Here is a 20,303-nt window from a genome sequence, read left to right on the forward strand (position 1 = left end):
GGGGATAGAGGGGGAAGTGTGTACGAAATAGCGCGCCGCCACCTGGGGAAGGTGGTGGCCGGAGCGGCCATGGCGGTGACGGGAACCGCCGTCGCGGTCGCGATCACCCTGCCGGGAACCGCGGGGGCCGACGACACGCCGGGCGGCCGCGGCACCGTGTCGGTGGGGGCCGACGGAGCGAACGCGGCCGCGGGGGAGTCCGCCGGCGCGACCGCAGGACAGGACGGTACCGGAGCGCAGGCCGCCGGCTCGGCGCCCCCGCCCGCGACCGTGGTGCCCGCGCCGGCGGAAGGCGCGAAGGGCGTGGGCAGCGACCCGCTCACCGACGCCGAGCTCGCCCGGGCCGAGGCGCTCGCGCTGACCCCGCCCGGCGCCTCCGCCCAGCAGAACGTCGAGGGCGGCCGGGGCCCGCAGCACCTCGCCACCGAGCTCGCCGAACCCCGGCAGGGCGACCCCACCCGCCGCGCCGACGTGCGCTTCTACGACTACGCCCGGGACGAACTCGTCACCCGGACCGTCAACCTCGACACGGGCAAGGTCGAGAAGTCCGGTACGCAGAAGGGCGTCCAGCCCTCCGCCCACCCGGAGGAGCTGCGCGAGGCCCTGGAACTGATCCTCGCGAGCCCGCTCGGCAAGGGCGTCAAGGAGGACTACAAGGACGCCACCGGCAAGGAGCTCACCTCCACCGCCCAGCTGTGGTTCAACGGCGACGCCTACCGCCCCTACCGCGAGGCCTCCGTGCCCGCGCAGCTGGCCGAGTGCGGCGAGCACCGCTGCGTCCGGCTCGTCACCAAGGTCCTCAACGGGGCCTGGATCGACACCCGGAACCTGATCGTCGACCTCTCCGCGAGGACCGTCACCCGCGTCGGCTGACCACCGCCGCCCCGGTCCTCTCCTGTCGCATCTCCGTACGAGGGAGTACGTTCCCATGTCCACCCAGCGCAGCCTGTCCACCCGGCAGCGGCGAGTCCGCGGGCGCGGCGCCGCCCTGACCGCGGCCGCCCTGCTCGGCACCGCCACCGCGGCCGCCGGCCCCGCGACCGGCGCCACCGCCGCACCCACCCCGCCGCCCCCGCGCACCGCCTACGCGGCCGGCCCCGACTGCTCCTCCGCCTACCGCGTCATGAAGACGCTCGACGGCGGCGCGAGCTGGCGCATGTGCTGGCGGTACAGCACCGACGCCGGCCTCGTCCTCGACAAGATCACCTACCAGCCGCCCGGCGCGGCCGCCCCCGTGAAGGTCCTCGCCAGCGCCCGGCTCGCCCAGATCCACGTGCCGTACGACGACGGCGGCGCCGAGTACGACGACCTCACCGGCGCCGGCTTCGGCTGGGGCCTGCAGGCCCTCAAGCCCGCCGAATGCCCCGGCGGCACCCTCACCACGATCAAGGTGCCCGAGGTCGGCGACGTCAAGGGCCTGTGCACCACGACCCGGGCCCGCGGCCACGCCTACCGCATGGCCAGCGACAGCGGCGCCAAGGTCTGGCACGCCCAGGCCAAGGACCTGCTCGTCTACACCGTGAACAAGGTCGGCTGGTACGAGTACATCACCGAGTGGCGGTTCGCCGCCGACGGCACCATCGGCGCCAACGTCGGTGCCACCGGCAGCCTTTCGCCGGTCGACTACAACGCCACCGACGGCCGCGGCTGGCCCATCGGCAAGGGAGCCCGCTCCTACGCCACCAGCCACGCCCACAACGTCTTCTGGAAACTCGACTTCGGCCTGGACGGCTCCACCAAGGACCGGATCGAGCAGTACGACTCCACCGTCACCCCGCCGCCCGCGGGCGGCGGCGGCCCCACCGTGACGACCAAGCGCACCCTCGTCACCAAGGAACTCGCCGGCGACGCCAAGAACATGCGCTGGTGGCGCGTCGTCAGCGACACCGGGAAGAACGCCGACGGCCACGCCCGCTCGTACGAGATCGTGCCCGGCCACACCGACACCCACGCCGGGCGCGGCTTCACCAAGCACGACGTGTACTTCACCCAGTCGCGCGCCTGCGAGCAGTTCGCGAGCGACAACATCGGCAACTGCGCGCCCAACGCCGGTAACAGTGTGGACAAATGGGTCAACGGCGAGACCCTGACCAAGCCGTCCGTGTGGGTCAACATCGGGTTCCACCACATCGCCCGGGACGAGGACCAGCAGCCGATGCCGGTCCACTGGCAGGGCTTCCAGCTCGCCCCCAGGGACGTAACCGCTATGAATCCGCTCACTCCGGCCGATCTCGCCTCTCAGAACGGGCAGCCCGATCTGGGGAGTTGAACAAGCAGCCTGACGATCCTGCTGCACCGCCTCCCGCTCCCGGAGTACCCTTCCTTGATCGTTGTCGTAGTGGTCGAAACGGGCTTCCAGGAGCAGAAGGCGGTGCGCGGGTGAGCTCGGGAGGTCTGGAGCTGCCCCCAGGTGACGCGGGTCACGAAGGGGGTCCGGCCGACCCCGCCGAGGCGCCGCCCGGCGCGGTCGTCCCGCCCGGCGCGGTCACCGTCGCCCGGCCGGTGGAGATCGGGGCGGAACTCGACTGGGGCGCCGAGGCCTGGAGCGAGGTCCGCACCCGCGCCCAGCGGGCCGGGCGCGCGTACATCTGGCTGAACCTCGTCGAACAGCGGCTGCGCGCCGTGGTCGCCGCCGTCCTGCGGCCCGTGTACGAACCCGTGCACGGCGAGGAGTGGGTGGTGGCCGCGGCGGGACCGGCCGGCCAGGAGTGGGTGCAGCGGGCGGTCGCCGTCCGCGAGGTCTCCCGGCGCAAGGGCTACCTCCTCGACCCGGCCGACGACAACGTGCTCAGCTTCCTGACGCTGCCCCAGCTCCGCGAGCTGATGGTGCAGCACTGGCCCTGCTTCGAGCCCTACTTCGACGACCGGCGCGAGGTCGAACTCGCCCTCGACGAGCTGGAGGTCACGCGGAACGTGGTCTCCCGCAACCGGGCCCTCTCGCTCACCGTCCTCGCCCAGTCCGAGCGCGCCTCCGCCCGCATCCTGGAGATCCTCGGCAGCGGGGCCGGAGTGCCCTCCGCCGACCGGCTTCCCGTCGACGCCGTCGAGGACCTCGTCGGCGACCGGTACGCGGACGTCGTCTCCGTCCACCCCGACCGGGTCAGGCTCCAGCGGCAGCTGCCCGCCGAGGACCTGTTCGGCGGCGCCCGCCGCCTCGACGCCACCGGCATAGGCCTCAACCTGCTCGTGCAGAACTTCTCCGGCCGCCGCATGGTCCGGCTCGCCGAGTCCGGCTGCCGCACCCGGCTCCTCTTCCTCAACCCCGCGAGCAGCGCCGTCAAGCGGCGCGAGCGCGAGCTGGGCCTCAAGAAGGGCGAGCTGAGCCGCTCCGTCGAGATGAACATCCTGCACATGCGCCGGGTCCGCTCGAAGCTGCGCGACCCGGGCGCCTTCCAGATCCACGTCTTCGACGAGACCCCCCGCTTCACCGCCTACCTGGTGGACGGCGACGGCCCGGACGGCGTCGGCGTCGTCCAGTCCTATCTGCGCCGGGCCCGCGGCATGGAGGCCCCGGTCCTCGTCCTGCGCGGCGGCGGCCGGAACGTCGTCCGGCACGGACAGCCCTCCCGTGAGGGAGATCACGGACTTTTCGAGACGTACCGGGAGGAATTCGAGTCGGTCTGGCTCGATTCCCGGCCCGTGTCCTGACCCCTCGCCGGGGGCAGCCGGCGGCGTTGTCAGTGGTGCGTGCGAGGGTGGACAACACCACGGGGGAGATCACGTAAGGAGGACCCGATGGCTTGGCACGGCGACACGCTGGTCGGCTTCGACCTGGAGACGACCGGCACCGAACCGCTGGAGGCCCGCATCGTCACGGCCTCGATCGTCGAGGTCGACGGCGGGGGACGGGTCACACGCCGGCGGGACTGGCTGGCCGACCCGGGCATCCGGATCCCGGAGCAGGCCTCCGCGATCCACGGCATCAGCACCGAGCGCGCGGCGGCCGAGGGCCGGCCGGTGCGCGAGGTCGCCGACGAGATCGCCGAGGCCCTCGCGGCGTACTGGGAGGACGGCGTCCCGGTCGTGGCGTACAACGCCTCCTTCGACCTCACGCTCCTCGCCGCCGAACTGCGCCGCCACGGACTCTCCTCCCTGGAGGAGCGGCTCGGCGGCACGGCCATCGGCCCGGTCGTCGACCCCTACACCATCGACCGGGCCGTCGACCGCTACCGGCGCGGCAAGCGCAACCTGGAAGCGGTCTGCGCCGAGTACGGCGTCGTGCTCGAAGCCGCGCACCAGGCCGCCGCCGACGCGCTCGCCGCCGTCCGGGTCGCCGTCGCGATAGCCGAGCGCCACCCCCAGGTGGCCGACCTGGACCCGGCCGAGCTCCACGACCGCCAGATCGGCTGGTACCGCGCCTGGGCCGAGAACTTCCAGGCCTTCCTGCGCGGCAAGGGCGACGCCGAGGCGGTCGTCGACCCGACGTGGCCCTTGCGCGAGGCGGTCGCGGCGGCGGTCTAGGAGCGGGTGTCGCGGTCCTGTCAGCCCAGGGGCAGGGTCAGTCGGGCGGCCGCGCCGTCGACCGACGTGATCGTGGTGGTGCTGCTGTCGGCGCCGGCGTCGGTCAGGGCGTCGGAGTAGAGCATGTCCTTGCTGTTGACCACCAGCATGAGGCGGTGATCCGCCGCCAGGTCGTAGCCCGCCGCCTGGAGCCTCCAGGTCACGGTGCGGTCCTGGCCGGGGGTCAGGTCGGTCAGCGTGCGCGGCTCGTGGGTGATGATGCGGGCCGTGTCGTCAGGGCTGACATCGAAGAGGTAGGCCACGAGCGTCGTCGAGGTGGCGCTGCTGCGGACGGTGAGCGTGAGCTCGGGGACTCCTCGGACGCGCCGGGCCGTACCCTTCGCGCCGGCCGGGAGGGGGGCGCTGGTCCAGACGGCGAGGTGCTGCCGGTCGAACTTGTCCGTGGGGTAGGTCTTCGGGTTGCCCTTCCACTCGGCCTGGCCGGTGGCGATGAGCGCGTCGACCGCGGTGGCGTCCGTGAGCTGTCCCGCGGTGAACTCCCGCTTCCAGCCGGACTCCTCGTCCGCGGCGAGGCCGCCGTCACGGCTGTCGGGGCCGACGGAGGTCAGGTACCAGTGTTCGGTGGAGGTGGTGACGTCCGCCCAGGAGTCCGCGGACTCGCGGCGCGCGGGCTGGGTGATGACGTTCTGGCCGGTCTCCGGGTCGGTCTGGGTCTGGTACGTGAACATGATCTGGTTGTTGACCGTGGGCCACGAGGGCACCTCGTTGGCGGCGCCGAGCACGTGGTGGTCGAGCCAGGCGAAGGCCTCCTCGACGGGGAGGTTCGGCCCGCTGAAGGGGATCGTCAGACCGGCGCCCTCGGGAGCGGCGTGGTCGCCGATCCACAGGTTCAGGTGCTTGGGCACGGTCAGCCGCTCGAAGTGCTCGACGACCTGGTTGACCGGGAAGAGCGTCTCGTGCCACGTGTTGGAGAAGAACGTGGGGACGCCTCGGGCGTTGGTCTCGTCCGCGTACGTCGAAGGCGCCCGCTCCGTGCCCCAGGCCTCCACGTCCTCGAGGTTCACCCCGGCCTCGAAGTCCGCCAGGAGCTGCAGGGTGTCGGGGTCGAACTTCCGTTCCTTGGGGCCGCCGGTGAGCTTGACGAGGGCGTCCACGGCCTTCAGGTGCCGGGTGCCGTTGTCGTAGATGCTGGTGGCGAGGTTGCCCCAGGTGCTCAGGGCGACGACGGCGTCGACGCGGGCGGCCGGGTCGTGCGCCGCGACGAGCTGGCTGATGCCGGAGCCGTACGACTCGCCGAGGAAGGCGACCCTGCTCGGCTCGAAGTGCTCCTGCGCGTAGTCGATGACCGTGGAGCCGTCGGTCCAGTCGTTCGGCCCGGCGACGTCGATCGTGCCGCCGGAGGTGAACGGCGCGTCGAGGTAACCGCCGCCGGGCAGCGGGAACGTCTGCCCGATGCCCCGCGGGGTGTACGCGAGGACGTGGTAGCCGCGCAGCGCAAGCTGGAGGTAGGTGTACACGAAGAGGGTCCAGCCGAGCGGCGTCCAGCCCGCGGGCACGATCACCACCGGGCGGGGCTCGTCACCGTTCAGCTTGATCGTGAACGCCGAAAGGCGCACTCCGTCCCCCGCGGTGATCCGCGGGAAGCCGAAGGTCGCCTTGGCCCGCACCTGCTCCACGAGCTGCTGGAGCTCGGGCGTGAGCAGGGGCTGCTCCGTCGAGCCGCTCAGCGTGGCGACCAGTGCCTCGGCCAGGTGGACGGCGTCCGGGTCGAGCTCGGTGGCGGAGGCGTAGATGCCGTGGTCGGCGATCCGCGCCACCTGGGCCTGGGTGACCGCGCTGATCTCGTTGTCGTCCTGCGGGTTGCTCACGAAGCCGTCCTCTTCACTGTGGCCGACCAGCCGGCCGGCGCCGGGTACCGGGGCGTCCCCGCCGGTTCCCGGGCCGGTAGGCCCGCGTGGCGAGGACGGCGGCAGCGTCCCAGCTCAGAGGCGATGGCAGCGCGGAAAATGGACACCGCCACCGCTGCCCGCGACGGAGTCGGACTCACCCTCCCGGCGGGTTTGAATATGCCCGCCGCTGGCTCCGCCCACGGAAACGGTCACCTTCTGTCGACCGTCTCACGGAAGCGGTCACCCAGGATCACCGGTGATCGACCGGAACCGGCCCTTCAGCCGTTCTCCTTCAGGAAGGAGAGCAGCAGGTCGTTCACCCGCTCCGGCTGGTCGAGCTGGAGCCAGTGACCGGCCTCCTCGACGCGCTCGTAGCGCCAGGAGCCGTTCACGAAGTCGCCCGAGCCGGACATCGACCGCTCGGTCAGGAAGCGGTCGCCGGTGGACCACAGGCCCATCACCGGCAGCGTCATCGGCAGCGGGACCAGCGGAAGGTCGGCGCCGAACTGGACCTCCGGCGGGAGGCCGGCGCGGTAGATGTCCAGCGCGGCCGTGAGGGCGCCGGGGGCGCGCAGCGGCTCGATCACCGCGTCCGCGTCCGGGTGCTCGGCCAGCATCTCGCGGAGGTTGGCGAAGTCGTCCCGCGAGAGCCAGTCCTCGGCCACCCCGGCCAGCTGGAACAGCAGCATGTACCAGGACCGCTGCTTCTGCTCCCAGCCGGCGGCCCGGATGGCGCCCAAGTGCCCCACCGACAGCAGGCTCAGGCTGCGCACCCGGTCCGGCACCACGCCGGCGAGGCCCTGGACGATGCCGGAACCCCAGTCGTGGCCGACGAGGTGGACCCGGTCCAGCTCCAGCCGGGCGAGGAGCTGGAGCAGATCGCCCACGTGCTTCGCCGGGTGGTACGCCTCCGGGCCGCCCTCCGGGCGGTCCGACGCGCCGAAGCCGCGCAGGGTGGGCGTGACGCACCGGAAGCCGGCGGCCGTGAGGGCCGCGACCTGATGGCGCCACAGATGGTGACTGTCGGGGAAGCCGTGCACCAGCAGCACCGCCGGTCCCTCGCCGCTCACCTCGACGTCGAGGGACACCTCGGACAGTTCGACACGCATCTCGACACCCCGTTCCTCAGGCCGGTTTCGGCACCGGCCATGATGTCAGAACGAGTACCAGCGGACCTGGGGGTCGCCCTCCCGCAGCGAGGCCACCCGCCGCTCGAACTCGGCCAGGGCCTTCGGGTTCGCCGGCGCGTGCTGCGCCACCCACGCACAGCTCGCGGTCTCCCGCGCGCCGCGCAGCACCGCGCACCCGTCCCACTCCCGGACGTCCCAGCCGTACGCCTCCGTGAAGGCGTCGTAGGCGGCCGGGTCGAGGCCGTACCGGTCCCGGGAGAGCGCGAGCACCACGAGGTCGTGCTCGCGCAGGTCGGACGAGAAGGTCTCCAGGTCCACCAGGACCGGACCGTCCGGGCCGACGTGGACGTTCCGGGGGAGGGCGTCGCCGTGGATCGGCCCCGGCGTCAGGTGCGGGGTCAGCGCGGCCGCCGCCGGCGCGAAGGAGTCACGGCGCTCCCGCAGGAACGCCGCGTCCGCCGGGTCGATCGCGTCACCCGCCAGCCGCAGCCACCGCTCGACCCCGCCGAGCAGGTCACGGCGGGGGAGGGCGAGGCCCGCCGGCTCCGGCAGCGCGTGCACGGCGCGGAGCAGCGGGGCCAGGTCACGGGGCTCGGTCGGCCGGACCGCGTCGGGCAGCCGGTGCCACACGGTCACCGGGTGCCCCTCGACCAGGCGCGGCTTCTCCTCGGCGGCCCGGACCGCCGGAACGCCCGCCTCCGCCAGCCACGAGGCCAGCGCGAGCTCCCGTTCCGCCCGCTCGAACAACTCGGCGTCCCGGCCCACCTTCACCACCAGGGCGTCCACGGCGAAGACCGCGTTCTCCCCGAGGGCGAGCAGCCGCGCCTCCGCGACGGGCAGCCCCGCCGCCCCCAGGACCTCTCGTGCCCTCGCCTCGTCCATCGACCTCTCCCTCACGCGTGCGTTGCGCCAAAGTCTCGCACCCGCGCGGTTCGCCGAGCCGGTCGCCTCGACGTCGGCGCGGGCGGGCTGCGGAGGCGACCGGTCACGGACGGCAACCGCGTTCTCGCCCGCTATCGGCGCAATCGATGGATTCGCGATTACGAAACCTTGTTGAATAAGTCACAGATGGGTGAAGGGTCTTCTCCGGGAACCCTTCATCGGACAGTGTTCGAACCGGCCACCGTGCCGCCCCCCACGAGGCGCGGTGGCCGCCTACATTGGGCCCCATGACGAAGACGTACGCGGCCCTGCTCCGCGGCATCAACGTGAGCGGGCGCCGGAAGGTCCCCATGGCGGAGCTCCGCGAGCTCCTCGAAGGCCTCGGGCACGGAGGCGTCCGTACGTACCTCCAGAGCGGGAACGCGGTCTTCACGACCGACTCCGGGGCCTCCGAGGGCGCGCTCACCACGGAGCTCGAGGACGCGATCGAGAGCCGCTTCGGCTTCCGCGTCGACTGCATCGTCCGCGACGGCGACTACCTCGCCGCCGTCGCCGAGGCCTGCCCGTTCCCCGCCGCGGAGCTCGAAGGCAAGCAGCTGCACGCCGTCTACTACTCCGGGCCCGCCGAACCCGAGCGGTTCGCCGCGATCGACCGCGAGGCGTACGCCCCGGAGGACTTCGCCCTCGGCGACCGGGTGCTGTACCTCCACACCCCCGGCGGCCTCGGGACCTCGAAGCTGGGCGAGGCGGTGTCCCGGCCGTCCGTCGTGAAGGGGCTGGTCGTCACCGCCAGGAACTGGAACACCGTGGTCAAGCTCGTCGAGATGACCCGGGAGGACTGACCGACCCGCGAAGTGGCCCACTGCGACGGCCCGTGATTGGACCAGGACGACAGGCCACCTCCTGGCTAGATTCGACGGTATGACGACCACCGAGACCCGGCCGGGGACCCCGTCCCGCCCCACCGTCGACTTCTACTTCGACCCCGCCTGCCCCTTCGCCTGGATCACCTCGCGCTGGATCCTGGAGGTCGAGGAGCACCGGGACATCGACCTCCGCTTCAAGGTCATGAGCCTGTACGTCCACAACGAGGGCAACACCCTGCCCGACTGGTACCGCGAGCTCGTCGACGCCTCCATCGGCCCGGTCCGGGTGGCGGTCGCCGCCGCCGAGCGGCACGGCGAGGAGATCCTGCGCCCGCTCTACACCGCGTACGGCACCCGCATCCACGAGAAGAAGCAGAAGGACTTCGACGCCGTCATCGCGGAGTCGCTCACCGAACTGGGCCTGCCGCCCGAGCTCGCCGCCGCCGCCCACGACCCGTCCTACGACGAGGCCGTCCGCCGCAGCCACGACGCCGGCAAGGAGCCCGAGACCGACGGGTACGTCGGCACCCCGACGATCCACGTCGACGGCACCGTCTGGTTCGGGCCCGTCCTGCGGGCCATCCCGCGCGGCGAGCGCGCCGCCGAACTCTTCGACGGCTTCCGGGTCCTCGCGAACCACCCGGACCTGTTCGAACTCAAGCGGACCCGCACCGGCGGCCTCGACTTCGGTTAGCCGCGGCCGCCGGCGGGTGCCTCCTACCTGCTGAAGCCGTAGTCCAGCAGCTTCTTGACGTCGGCCGCCCGGTTCGTCTCGGAAGGCGCACCGAGGACCGCGCCGATGACCGTCTTGCCGTTGCGGGTGGCCGCGAAGACCAGGCAGTACTTGGCCTGCGGACCCGAACCGGTCTTCACGCCGATCGCGCCGCTGTAGGTGCTCAGCAGCTTGTTCGTGTTGGTCCACGACATGTACCGGTAGCCACCGGTCTTCGTGGTGACCTTCTGGCTCGTGGACTTCGTCTTCACCACGGTGCGGAAGGTGGCGTCCTTCATCGCACTGCTCGCGAGCTTCGTCAGATCGCGCGGAGTCGAGTAGTTGCTGCCATTGCTTATTCCGTCGAACGAGTCGAAGTGGGTGTTGCGCATGCCGAGCTTGCGGGCCTCGTCGTTCATCTTCCCGATGAACGACTTGATCCGGGCGTCCCGGGTGGTGCCGGTGCCGAACTTGTCGGCCAGCGCGTAGGCCGCGTCGCACCCCGACGGCAGCATCAGGCCGTAGAGGAGCTGCCGGACCGTCACCTTGTCACCGACGATGAGCCGGGCGGAGGAGGCGTTCTTGGCGACGATGTAGTCGCTGTAGGCCTTCTGGACCGTGACCTTGGCGTCGAGGTTGAGACCGCGCTGGGCCAGCACCACCTTCGCGGTCATGATCTTCGTGGTGGAACCGGTGGACCTGCGGGTGTCCGCGGCCTTCCCGTACAGCGTGGCGCCCGTCCCGTTGTTCATGACGAAGCCGCCCGGGGCGGTGATCGACGGGGCGGGCGTCGCGGCGTGCGCCTGGCCCGCGAACAGGCCCCCGGCCAGTACGGCCGACGTCGTCAGCGAGACGGTGACGGCACGGCGTACGCCGAGTGTCGAAGTCAGCAAAGTGTTCTGCCCTTGGTAGGAGTCGGTGTGCGCCCGGTCCGAAACGGACCCGGCGCACACTAGACGCACAAGAGGGCTCAAGGGATGTGCGGTTGGAGGCGTGATTTTCATCGCGTCGGCGCACGCGTCGGCGCACGCGCCGGCATTCACGCCCGCCGTTCAGGCGGTACGCGCCACCGCGTGCCGCGCCGCCCGCGCACCGTCGTACCGATCGAGCAGGAGACGCGCCAGCTCGGGCGAGGGGCCGAGGACGTCCGCGAGGACGTCCGCCTCCGCGGCACCGGCCGCGATGCGGTCGGGGAGGCGGCCGGGTGCGATGACGTACGGGGCGACGGCCACCCGCCGGACGCCCGGCTCCGCGCGCAGGGCGCGGACGGCCTCGTCCGTACGGGGAAGGGATGCGGAGGCGAAGGCGGGCCGCACGGAGCACCAACCGGTGCGCCGCAGCTCCCGCGCCGTTTCTGCGATCACCGCGATCGCCTCCGGGTCTGTGGAGCCCGCCGAGGCCAGGACGACCCCGGTCGCGCTCTTGTCGCCGGGCGTGAGCCCGGCCTCGTACAGCCGCCGCTCCACCGCCGCGATCAGCAGCGGCGAGGGGCCGAGGACCTCCGCCTGGCGGATGCTCAGGGACGGGGGCACCTGGCGCAGTGCGGCGGGTATGTCGGCCTTCGCGTGGAAGGCGCGGGTCAGCAGCAGCGGCAGCGCCACCACGTCCCGCACCCCGTCGGCGGCGAGCCGGTCGAGCACCCCCGGCACCGACGGCAGGTTGAACTCCAGGAACGCCGTCTCCACGCGCAGCCCCGGCCGCAGCGCGCCGACCCGCCGCACCAGCGCCTGGACGGTCGCCGCGTGCCGCGGGTCGCGGCTGCCGTGGGCGACGACCAGGAGGACGGGCGCGGAGCGCCTCCCCGCAAGGGCGGTGGTGGGCGACGGGAGGGCAGGACGGTTCACGGGTGCGCTCAGCTCTTCGTCAGCAGACCACGGCGGCGGAGCACCGTGCGCTCCAGCGGGCTGAAGATCAGCAGGTCGATGGCGATGCCGACGATCAGGATGAGGATGATCGCCAGGAAGATCCCGGCCATGTCGATGTTGTTGCGGCCGTTCTCCAGGAGCTGGCCGAGGCCGAGGCCCAGGTCGGGGGAGGACGCGATGATCTCGGCGGCCATCAGCGAACGCCACGAGAACGCCCAGCCCTGCTTGAGGCCGGCCAGGTAGCCCGGGAGCGCGGCCGGCATCACGATGTACCAGGCGCCCTTGAGCCCCGTCGCGCCGAGTGTCTGGCCCGCCCGCAGGAAGAGCGGCGGGACCTGGTCGACGCCGGCGACGAGGCCGTTGGCGATGGAGGGGACGGCGCCGAGCAGGATCACCGCGTACATCATGCTGTCGTTGAGGCCGAGCCACAGGACGGCCGGTGCCACCCAGGCGACCGAGGGCAGCGACTGGAGACCCGCCAGGATCGGGCCGATCGCCGCCCGCACGAACTTCACGCGCGAGACGAGCAGGCCCAGCGGGGTGCCGATGGCCAGCGCGAGGACGAAGCCGTAGAGCGCCCGGGACACGCTGGTCCACAGGACGCCGAGGAGCGTCCCCTCCTTCCACATCACGGTCAGGCTGTCCCACACCGCGGACGGGGCGGGCAGCTTGTACTCGTCCGTCACCTTCAGCGTGACGAGGAGCTGCCACACGACCAGGACGAGCACGACGGCGACGACCGGCGGGAACACCTTCTTGAGCAGCACCTCACGGACCGGGGTCCGCCGGATCTGCACGCTGTCGAGCGCGTCCAGGCCGGCTTCGAGGCCGGCGAGGTCGTCGGCCTTCTCCGTCTTCAGGGCGGTTTCAGTGCTGGCCATGGCGGCGGATCTCCCCACGCAGGTGATCGGTGATCTCGAGGGACAGTTCCGCGACGTCGGCGTCCTCGATACGACGCGGCTGAGGAATGTCGATGGTCCACTCGTGCGCGATCCGGCCGGGCCGCGAGGAGAGGAGGACGACACGCTCGGCCAGCCGCACGGCCTCGCGCACGTTGTGGGTGACGAAGAGCACCGACAGCTTCGTCTCCCGCCAGATCCGGGTCAGCTCGTCGTGCAGCACGTCCCGGGTGATGGCGTCGAGCGCGGCGAACGGCTCGTCCATCAGGAGCAGGTCGCTGGCCTGGGCCAGCGCGCGGGCCAGCGCGACCCGCTGCCGCATGCCGCCGGACAGCTCGTGCACCCGCTTGTCGTACGAGCCGCCCAGCCGCACCAGGTCGAGCAGCCGCTCGGCCTCGGTGCGGCGGTCGGCCTTGGGCACCCCGCGCAGTCGCAGGGCCAGTTCGATGTTCTTGCCCGCGGTGAGCCACGGGAAGAGGGCGTGCTCCTGGAACATCAGGGCCGGCCGGCCGCCGGGGGTCTCGATGGACCCCGCGGACGGCCGGTCGAGCCCGGCGACCAGGTTGAGCAGCGTGGACTTGCCGCAGCCCGAGGCGCCCAGGAGGGTGACGAACTCGCCCGGGGCGACATCGAGCGAGATGTCGTCGAGGACGAGCTGCCCGCCGGCGGGTCCGCCGAAGGACTTCGAGACATGCTCGATGCGGGCGGCATGGGTCACCGCCGCACCTTCCTCGGCCTTGGCGAGCGTCGTGGTCGTGGCCATGGTCGTCACCTCCTGGTAATGCTGAACTCGGGCTGCTGCACGGGTGTCCGAAGCCGACTGCTCGGGGTACTACTCGGCGCCGAGACCGGCGTCGGAGACCTCGGGCTGACCCGCGGCCTTCAGGACCTTGTTGAGCGGCTTCAGGTCGTAGATGCCGGACAGCTCGGGCTCCTTCAGGAGACCGGCCTTCACCGCGTGGTCGGCCTGGGCCTGGAGGGTGGCCGCCAGCGGGTCGTTGGTGAACTGGATGGACGGCCACGCGGCGTCGATCACCTTGGCGCCCAGTGCCTTGCCCGAGAGGTCCTTCAGCTTGGCGTTGGCCGAGGCCTTCGCCTTGTCCGGGTTGGCGTTGATCCACTCGTTGGTCTTCACCGCGCCGCGCAGGAACGCCTCGACGACGTCCGGGTGCGCCGCCAGGAACTTCTGCGACACGATGATGTTCGTGATCACGAACTTCTTGTCCGGCCACAGGTCGGACTCGTCGAGCAGGACCTTCGCGCCGTCGCTGACCAGCTTCGAGGCGGTCGGCTCGGGGACCCAGGCACCGTCGATGGCGCCGGAGGCGTAGGCGTTCGGGGTGACCTTGTTGTCCGTGCGGACCACGGAGACGTCGCCCTTGCCGCTCTGGGCGTCGACCTTCCAGCCCTTCTCGGAGATCCAGTTGAGGAAGGCCACGTCCTGGGTGTTGCCGAGCTGCGGGGTGGCGATCTTCTTGCCCTTGAGGTCGTCCAGGGTCTTGATCTTCGCCGGGTTCACCACGAGCTTCACGCCACCGGAGGCGGAGCCGCCGACGATGCGGAGGTTGGTGCCCTTGGTCTTGACGTAGCCGTTGATGGACGGCGAGGGGCCGATGAAGCCGATGTCGATCGAGCCGGCGTTCAGCGCCTCGATCTCGGACGGGCCCGCGTTGAAGGTGGTGGGCACCAGCTTCGTGCCGCCCAGCTCCTTCTGGAGGATGCCCTCCTGGTCACCGACGAGCGCGGTGGCGTGCGTGAGATTGGGGAAGTACCCGAGCCGTACGGTGTCGGCGGAGAGCTTGTCGCCCTCGGCGGCCACCTTCTTCTCGTCGTTCTTGGCCTCGGAGCCGTAACCGCACGAGGCGAGCGCGCCGATCAGCAGCGGAAGGGCGGCGGCGGCGGCGAGGCCGCGGCGCAGGGTGGTACGGGTGGTGGCAGGCACGGGAAGTGTTCCCCTCGATTCAGCTTCTGCGAAGTCTTCGTTTATGTCGTTCGGGGTGGAGCGGGTGGAGCCGTGTCGCACCGCTCATGCGGCGCATCGAGGTCAGCACGCACATCGCGCGACACCTCCCCGGCCCGCGCCGAGGGCGCCGGAACCGACTCGGCCGCCCTCCTTCGCGAAGGTGGCGTAGAAGTCCTGGTTCATGTCAGAAGTCCCACCCTTCTTCCTCGTCCACCGCGGCGACGGCCTTGGTCGTGGCGAAGGACTCGCCCGCCATGCCCGCCGCGAGTGTGGTCCCGTCCGCCGGGTCGATCAGCAGGAACGAACCGGTGCGCCGGGAGTCCGCGTACGAGTCGAGCGCGAGCGGCTCGGCCGTACGCACGACCACCCGGCCGATGTCGTTGGCGACCAGCTGCCCGGGGTTCGGGTGCTGGGACAGGTCGTCCAGGGTCAGCCGCGAGGGGATCTCCTTGACGATCGCCTTGACCGTGCGCGTGGTGTGCTTGAGCAGGACCCGCTGGCCCACCGAGAGCGGCTGGTCGGCCACGTGGCAGACCGTCGCCTCGACGTCCTGGCTGGTCGCCGGGGCGTCGCCGACCGGGGCGAGCAGGTCGCCGCGCGAGATGTCGATGTCGTCGGCGAGCCGGATCGTGACCGACTGCGGGGCCCAGGCGATGTCCACGGACTCGCCGAGCGCGTCGATCCCGGTGATCGTGGAGGTCTTCCCCGACGGCAGGACGGTGATCTCCTCGCCGACCCGGAAGGCACCGGCCGCGATCTGGCCGGCGTAGCCCCGGTAGTCGGGGTGCTCGGCGGTCTGCGGGCGGATCACGTACTGGACCGGGAAGCGCGCGTGACAGGCCGTCAGGTCGTGGCTGACCGGGACGGTCTCCAGGTGCTCCAGGACCGTCGGACCGCCGTACCAGTCCATGTGCGCGGACGGCTCCACGACGTTGTCGCCGGCGAGCGCCGAGATCGGGATCGCGGTGATCTCCGGGACGCCGAGCTCGGACGCGTACGTCGTGAACTCCTCGGCGATGGCGGCGAAGACGGGCTCGGCGTAGTCGACGAGGTCCATCTTGTTGACGGCGAGGACGACGTGAGGGACGCGCAGCAGGGCGGCGACGGCGGCGTGCCGGCGGGTCTGCTCGACGACGCCGTTGCGGGCGTCGACGAGGACCACGGCCAGTTCGGCGGTGGAGGCGCCGGTGACCATGTTCCGGGTGTACTGCACGTGCCCGGGGGTGTCGGCGAGGATGAACCGGCGGCGGGCGGTCGCGAAGTAGCGGTAGGCCACGTCGATGGTGATGCCCTGCTCGCGCTCGGCCCGCAGGCCGTCGGTGAGCAGCGCCAGGTCGGGCGCCTCCTGGCCGCGCTTGATGGACGCGGCCTCGACGGCCTCCAGCTGGTCGGTGAGGACCGACTTGGAGTCGTGCAGGAGCCGGCCCACCAGGGTGGACTTGCCGTCGTCGACGGACCCGGCGGTGGCGAAGCGCAGCAGGGTGGTGGCCGAGACGTCGGCGAACTGCTCGGTGGACGTGCTCATTAGAAGTACCCTTCGCGCTTGCGGTCTTCCATCGCGGCCTCGGACATCTTGTCGTCGGCGCGGGTCGCGCCCCGCTCGGTGAGGCGGGAGGCGGCGATCTCGGCGATGACGGCGTCGAGCGTGGTGGCGTCGGAGTCGACGGCGCCGGTGCAGGACATGTCGCCGACGGTGCGGTAGCGGATGAGCCGCTTCTCGACCGTCTCGGTGTCCTTGGGGCCGCCCCACTCGCCGGCCGTCAGCCACATGCCGTTGCGGGCGAAGACCTCGCGCTCGTGCGCGAAGTAGATCTCCGGCAGTTCGATGCCCTCGCGGGCGATGTACTGCCAGACGTCCAGCTCGGTCCAGTTGGAGAGCGGGAAGACGCGGACGTGCTCGCCGGGCGCGTGGCGGCCGTTGTAGAGCTGCCACAGCTCGGGGCGCTGGCGGCGCGGGTCCCACTGCGAGAACTCGTCGCGCAGCGAGAACACCCGCTCCTTGGCGCGGGCCTTCTCCTCGTCGCGGCGGCCGCCGCCGAACACCGCGTCGAAGCGGTGCTGCTGGATCGCCTCGGTCAGCGGGACGGTCTGCAGCGGGTTGCGGGTGCCGTCGGGGCGCTCGCGCAGCTTGCCGGCGTCGATGTACTCCTGGACGGAGGCGACGTGCAGGCGCAGCCCGTGCTCGGCCACCACGCGGTCGCGGTAGGCGAGGACCTCGGGGAAGTTGTGCCCGGTGTCGACGTGCAGCAGCGTGAAGGGCACCGGCGCCGGCGCGAAGGCCTTCAGCGCCAGGTGCAGCATGACGATGGAGTCCTTGCCGCCGGAGAAGAGGATCACCGGCCGCTCGAACTCGCCCGCCACCTCACGGAAGATGTGGACGGCCTCGGACTCCAGGGAGTCGAGGTGCGACAGCGCGAACGGACTGTCCGTGGTGTCGTGAGCATGGGCAACGGTGGTCACAGCAGACCCCTCTCGGTGAGCAGCGCGTGGAGCTGCGCCGCGGACTCCTGCACGGTCTGGTTCTGGGACTCGATCCGCAGATCGGGGGTCTCGGGAGCCTCGTACGGGTCGTCGACGCCGGTGAGGCCGGAGATCTCGCCCGCGGCCTGCTTGGCGTAGAGGCCCTTCACGTCGCGGACCGAGCAGACGTCCACCGGAGTGGCCACGTGCACCTCGACGAAGGCGGTGCCCTCGGCCTGGTGGCGCTTGCGGACCGCCTCGCGGCTGTCGGCGTACGGGGCGATGACCGGGACCAGGACCTTCACGCCGTGCGAGGCGAGCAGCTCGGCGACGAAGCCGATGCGCTGCACGTTGGTGTGCCGGTCCTCGCGGGTGAAGCCGAGGCCCGCCGAGAGGAACTCGCGGATCTCGTCGCCGTCGAGGATCTCGACGCGGTGGCCCTCGTCGCGGAGCCGGCCGGCCAGCTCGTACGCGATGGTCGTCTTACCGGCGCTCGGCAGGCCGGTGAGCCAGATGGTGGCACCGGTCACGTGGTTCTCCTGGGAGGTCTGGGAGGTCTGAGGGGTCGTGGTCATCAGCCGTGGATCCCGCATTCGGTCTTGGCGCGGCCCGCCCAGCGTCCGGCGCGGGCGTCCTCGCCCTCCACGACGCGGCGGGTGCAGGGCGCGCAGCCGACGGAGGCGTAACCGTCCATCAGGAGCGGGTTGGTGAGGACCCCGTGCTCCATGACGTACGCGTCGACGTCGTCCTGGGTCCAGCGGGCGATGGGGGAGATCTTGACCTTCTGCCGCTTCTCGTCCCAGCCGACGACCGGGGTGTTCGCCCGGGTGGGGGACTCGTCGCGGCGCAGGCCGGTGGCCCACGCGCGGTACGCGGTCAGGCCCTCCTCCAGCGGCTTGACCTTGCGCAGCGCGCAGCACAGGTCGGGGTTGCGGTCGTGCAGTCGGGGGCCGTGCTCGGCGTCCTGCTCGGCCACGGTCTGCCGCGGGGTCAGCGTGATGACGTTGACGTCCATGACGGCGTCCACGGCGTCGCGGGTGCCGATGGTCTCCTCGAAGTGGTAGCCCGTGTCGAGGAAGACGACGTCCACGCCGGGGCGGACCCGGGAGGCCAGGTGGGCGACGACCGCGTCCTCCATGGAGGAGGTGACGCAGAACCGCTCGCCGAAGGTGTCCACGGCCCACCGGAGGATCTCGAGGGCGGGGGCGTCCTCCAGATCGCGGCCGGCCTGCTCGGCGAGTGCCTTGAGGTCGGCTGCGGTGGCTTCCTGGCCTTCTTCGTGCTGAGTGATCGTCATATCTCGTCCCTTCCAGGGGTGTTGCTCGAAGTCGCCGGGGCGAGCAGCCCCAGGAACTTCAACTGGAAGGCTCGGCTGCACGCTGCGCATTCCCAGGCGCCGTGACCCTGCTCGTTCGGACGCAGGTCCTCGTCGCCGCAGTAGGGGCAGAAGAACGGGGCGGCACGCTCGCTCATGAGAGGGACTCCTCCGAGGCGCGGGCCGTCCACGTCGCGAAGCGCTCGCCGGTCTCGCGCTCCGCCTGGAAGCGCTTGAGGACGCGCTCCACGTAGTCGGGGAGCTCGGCCGCGGTGACCTTGAGGCCGCGGACCTTGCGGCCGAAGCCGGCCTCCAGGCCGAGGGCGCCGCCCAGGTGCACCTGGTAGCCCTCGACGCGGTTGCCGTCGTCGTCCAGGACCAGCTGGCCCTTGAGGCCGATGTCGGCGACCTGGATGCGGGCGCAGGCGTTCGGGCAGCCGTTGATGTTGATCGTCAGCGGCTCGTCGAACTCCGGGATGCGGCGCTCCAGTTCGTCGATGAGCGAGGAGCCGCGGCCCTTCGTCTCGACGATCGCGAGCTTGCAGAACTCGATGCCGGTGCAGGCCATCGTGCCGCGCCGGAACGGCGAGGGGGTGACCCGCAGGTCCAGCGCCTCCAGGGCGGCGACGATGCCGTCGACCTGCGCCTCCTCGACGTCGAGGACGAGCATCTTCTGCTCGGCGGTGGTGCGGACCCGGCCGGAGCCGTGCGTCTCGGCGATCTCGGCGATCTTCGTCAGGGTGGCGCCGTCGACCCGTCCGACGCGCGGCGCGAAGCCGACGTAGAAGCGGCCGTCGTTCTGCCGGTGGACGCCGACGTGGTCGCGCCACTGGCCGGCGGGCTGCTCGGGGGCCGGGCCGTCCGTCAGCTTGCGCTTCAGGTACTCGTCCTCAAGGACCTGGCGGAACTTCTCCGGGCCCCAGTCGGCGACGAGGAACTTCAGGCGGGCGCGGTTGCGCAGCCGGCGGTAGCCGTAGTCGCGGAAGATCGAGATGACGCCCTCGTAGACGTCCGGGACCTCGTCGAGCGAGACCCAGGTGCCGAGGCGGACGCCGAGCTTCGGGTTGGTGGAGAGGCCGCCGCCGACCCAGACGTCGAAGCCGGGGCCGTGCTCGGGGTGACGCACGCCGACGAACGCGATGTCGTTGATCTCGTGCGCCACGTCGAGGAGCGGCGAGCCGGAGACCGCGGACTTGAACTTGCGGGGCAGGTTGGAGAAGTCCTTGTTGCCGACGATCCGCCGCTGGATCTCGTCGATCGCGGGCGTGCCGTCGATGATCTCGTCGGCGGCGATGCCGGCCACCGGCGAGCCCAGGATGACGCGCGGGGTGTCGCCGCAGGCCTCCGTGGTCGACAGGCCGACCGCCTCCAGGCGGTTCCAGATCTCGGGGACGTCCTCGATGCGGATCCAGTGGTACTGGATGTTCTGCCGGTCCGTGATGTCGGCGGTGCCGCGGGCGAACTCCTCGGAGATCTCGCCGATGACGCGGAGCTGCTCGGTGGTCAGCCGGCCACCGTCGATGCGGACGCGGAGCATGAAGTACTCGTCGTCCAGCTCCTCCGGCTCCAGGACACCCGTCTTGGTGCCGTCCAGACCCTGCTTGCGCTGGGTGTAGAGGCCCCACCAGCGCATGCGTCCGCGCAGGTCGTTGGGGTCGATGGAGTCGAAGCCGCGCTTCGAGTAGACCGTCTCAATACGTGTCCGCACATTGAGACCGTCGTCGTCCTTCTTGAACTGCTCATTGCCGTTCAGGGGGGTGAAGTGCCCCACGGCCCACTGACCCTCGCCACGGTGGCGCCCGGTCTTGCGGCGGGCAGCGGCGGGGGTGGGGTTTTCCGGGGTGGCGGCCATGGCGTCTTG

General features: G+C 71.4%; 20 protein-coding genes. 6 read left to right on the forward strand and 14 right to left on the reverse strand.

What is annotated here, in order from left to right; translation table 11 throughout:
* Positions 1 to 18: 18 nt before the first annotated feature.
* The 4 genes from ACFCY7_RS04445 (at position 19) to ACFCY7_RS04460 (ending at position 4,461) form a co-directional block, all read left to right on the forward strand.
* Positions 19 to 873, forward strand: coding sequence for a Tat pathway signal sequence domain protein (locus ACFCY7_RS04445; protein WP_376481214.1), 855 nt, complete (start codon positions 19 to 21; stop codon positions 871 to 873).
* A 55-nt stretch (positions 874 to 928) separates the two neighbouring features.
* Positions 929 to 2,269, forward strand: coding sequence for a copper amine oxidase (locus ACFCY7_RS04450; protein ID WP_376481216.1), 1,341 nt, complete (start codon positions 929 to 931; stop codon positions 2,267 to 2,269).
* A 110-nt stretch (positions 2,270 to 2,379) separates the two neighbouring features.
* On the forward strand, positions 2,380 to 3,648 hold the full coding sequence (locus tag ACFCY7_RS04455) for an SAV2148 family HEPN domain-containing protein (RefSeq protein ID WP_376481218.1): 1,269 nt from the start codon (positions 2,380 to 2,382) through the stop codon (positions 3,646 to 3,648).
* Between the two features lie 87 nt (positions 3,649 to 3,735).
* Entirely contained in the window at positions 3,736 to 4,461 is a 726-nt protein-coding gene (locus ACFCY7_RS04460) for a 3'-5' exonuclease (protein WP_376481219.1), read from the forward strand.
* 20 nt (positions 4,462 to 4,481) lie between these two features.
* Here ACFCY7_RS04460 and ACFCY7_RS04465 read toward each other — a convergent pair whose 3' ends face one another.
* The 3 genes from ACFCY7_RS04465 to ACFCY7_RS04475 form a co-directional block, all read right to left on the reverse strand.
* Positions 4,482 to 6,329, reverse strand: a complete 1,848-nt coding sequence (locus ACFCY7_RS04465) for an alpha/beta fold hydrolase (protein ID WP_376481220.1) — start codon at positions 6,327 to 6,329, stop codon at positions 4,482 to 4,484.
* Between the two features lie 299 nt (positions 6,330 to 6,628).
* Positions 6,629 to 7,459 carry an alpha/beta fold hydrolase gene (locus ACFCY7_RS04470; RefSeq protein ID WP_376481222.1) on the reverse strand — a complete coding sequence of 277 codons (831 nt, stop codon included), beginning with the start codon at positions 7,457 to 7,459 and terminating at the stop codon, positions 6,629 to 6,631.
* Between the two features lie 45 nt (positions 7,460 to 7,504).
* Positions 7,505 to 8,362, reverse strand: coding sequence for a phosphotransferase enzyme family protein (locus ACFCY7_RS04475; protein ID WP_376481224.1), 858 nt, complete (start codon positions 8,360 to 8,362; stop codon positions 7,505 to 7,507).
* Between the two features lie 287 nt (positions 8,363 to 8,649).
* On the opposite strand from ACFCY7_RS04475, the gene ACFCY7_RS04480 reads away from it, so the two are divergent.
* Positions 8,650 to 9,204: a DUF1697 domain-containing protein gene (locus ACFCY7_RS04480; RefSeq protein ID WP_376481226.1), complete on the forward strand. Its 555-nt coding sequence runs from the start codon at positions 8,650 to 8,652 to the stop codon at positions 9,202 to 9,204.
* A 79-nt stretch (positions 9,205 to 9,283) separates the two neighbouring features.
* Complete coding sequence (locus tag ACFCY7_RS04485; RefSeq protein ID WP_376481228.1) at positions 9,284 to 9,922, forward strand: DsbA family protein; 639 nt, start codon at positions 9,284 to 9,286, stop codon at positions 9,920 to 9,922.
* Positions 9,923 to 9,945: 23 nt separating this feature from the next.
* Here ACFCY7_RS04485 and ACFCY7_RS04490 read toward each other — a convergent pair whose 3' ends face one another.
* The 11 genes from ACFCY7_RS04490 to ACFCY7_RS04540 form a co-directional block, all read right to left on the reverse strand.
* Complete coding sequence (locus tag ACFCY7_RS04490) at positions 9,946 to 10,830, reverse strand: D-alanyl-D-alanine carboxypeptidase family protein (RefSeq protein WP_376481273.1); 885 nt, start codon at positions 10,828 to 10,830, stop codon at positions 9,946 to 9,948.
* A 162-nt stretch (positions 10,831 to 10,992) separates the two neighbouring features.
* Positions 10,993 to 11,784, reverse strand: a complete 792-nt coding sequence (locus ACFCY7_RS04495; RefSeq protein ID WP_376481229.1) for a sirohydrochlorin chelatase — start codon at positions 11,782 to 11,784, stop codon at positions 10,993 to 10,995.
* An 8-nt stretch (positions 11,785 to 11,792) separates the two neighbouring features.
* Complete coding sequence (locus ACFCY7_RS04500; RefSeq protein WP_376481231.1) at positions 11,793 to 12,686, reverse strand: ABC transporter permease; 894 nt, start codon at positions 12,684 to 12,686, stop codon at positions 11,793 to 11,795.
* Complete coding sequence (locus ACFCY7_RS04505) at positions 12,673 to 13,467, reverse strand: ABC transporter ATP-binding protein (RefSeq protein ID WP_376481233.1); 795 nt, start codon at positions 13,465 to 13,467, stop codon at positions 12,673 to 12,675. The genes ACFCY7_RS04500 and ACFCY7_RS04505 overlap by 14 nt, the downstream gene beginning before the upstream one ends.
* A 69-nt stretch (positions 13,468 to 13,536) precedes the next feature.
* On the reverse strand, positions 13,537 to 14,646 hold the full coding sequence (locus ACFCY7_RS04510) for an aliphatic sulfonate ABC transporter substrate-binding protein (protein ID WP_376481234.1): 1,110 nt from the start codon (positions 14,644 to 14,646) through the stop codon (positions 13,537 to 13,539).
* A gap of 205 nt (positions 14,647 to 14,851) precedes the next feature.
* The gene (locus ACFCY7_RS04515) at positions 14,852 to 16,192 is read right to left on the reverse strand and encodes a sulfate adenylyltransferase subunit 1 (RefSeq protein ID WP_376481236.1); all 1,341 of its coding nucleotides are present in this window, start codon (positions 16,190 to 16,192) and stop codon (positions 14,852 to 14,854) included.
* A complete protein-coding gene (cysD, locus tag ACFCY7_RS04520; RefSeq protein ID WP_033210002.1) occupies positions 16,192 to 17,127 on the reverse strand; it encodes a sulfate adenylyltransferase subunit CysD in 936 nt (311 codons plus the stop codon). Before cysD ends, ACFCY7_RS04515 begins: the two co-directional genes overlap by 1 nt.
* Positions 17,124 to 17,702, reverse strand: a complete 579-nt coding sequence (gene cysC / locus ACFCY7_RS04525) for an adenylyl-sulfate kinase (RefSeq protein WP_376481238.1) — start codon at positions 17,700 to 17,702, stop codon at positions 17,124 to 17,126. The genes cysD and cysC overlap by 4 nt, the downstream gene beginning before the upstream one ends.
* The gene (locus tag ACFCY7_RS04530) at positions 17,702 to 18,424 is read right to left on the reverse strand and encodes a phosphoadenylyl-sulfate reductase (RefSeq protein WP_376481239.1); all 723 of its coding nucleotides are present in this window, start codon (positions 18,422 to 18,424) and stop codon (positions 17,702 to 17,704) included. The genes cysC and ACFCY7_RS04530 overlap by 1 nt, the downstream gene beginning before the upstream one ends.
* Positions 18,421 to 18,600 carry a hypothetical protein gene (locus ACFCY7_RS04535; protein ID WP_376481240.1) on the reverse strand — a complete coding sequence of 60 codons (180 nt, stop codon included), beginning with the start codon at positions 18,598 to 18,600 and terminating at the stop codon, positions 18,421 to 18,423. The genes ACFCY7_RS04530 and ACFCY7_RS04535 overlap by 4 nt, the downstream gene beginning before the upstream one ends.
* The gene (locus ACFCY7_RS04540) at positions 18,597 to 20,294 is read right to left on the reverse strand and encodes a nitrite/sulfite reductase (protein ID WP_376481242.1); all 1,698 of its coding nucleotides are present in this window, start codon (positions 20,292 to 20,294) and stop codon (positions 18,597 to 18,599) included. Before ACFCY7_RS04540 ends, ACFCY7_RS04535 begins: the two co-directional genes overlap by 4 nt.
* Positions 20,295 to 20,303: the final 9 nt, after the last annotated feature.

This window comes from Streptomyces sp. NPDC056361, from assembly GCF_042262805.1.
Lineage (GTDB): Bacteria > Actinomycetota > Actinomycetes > Streptomycetales > Streptomycetaceae > Streptomyces.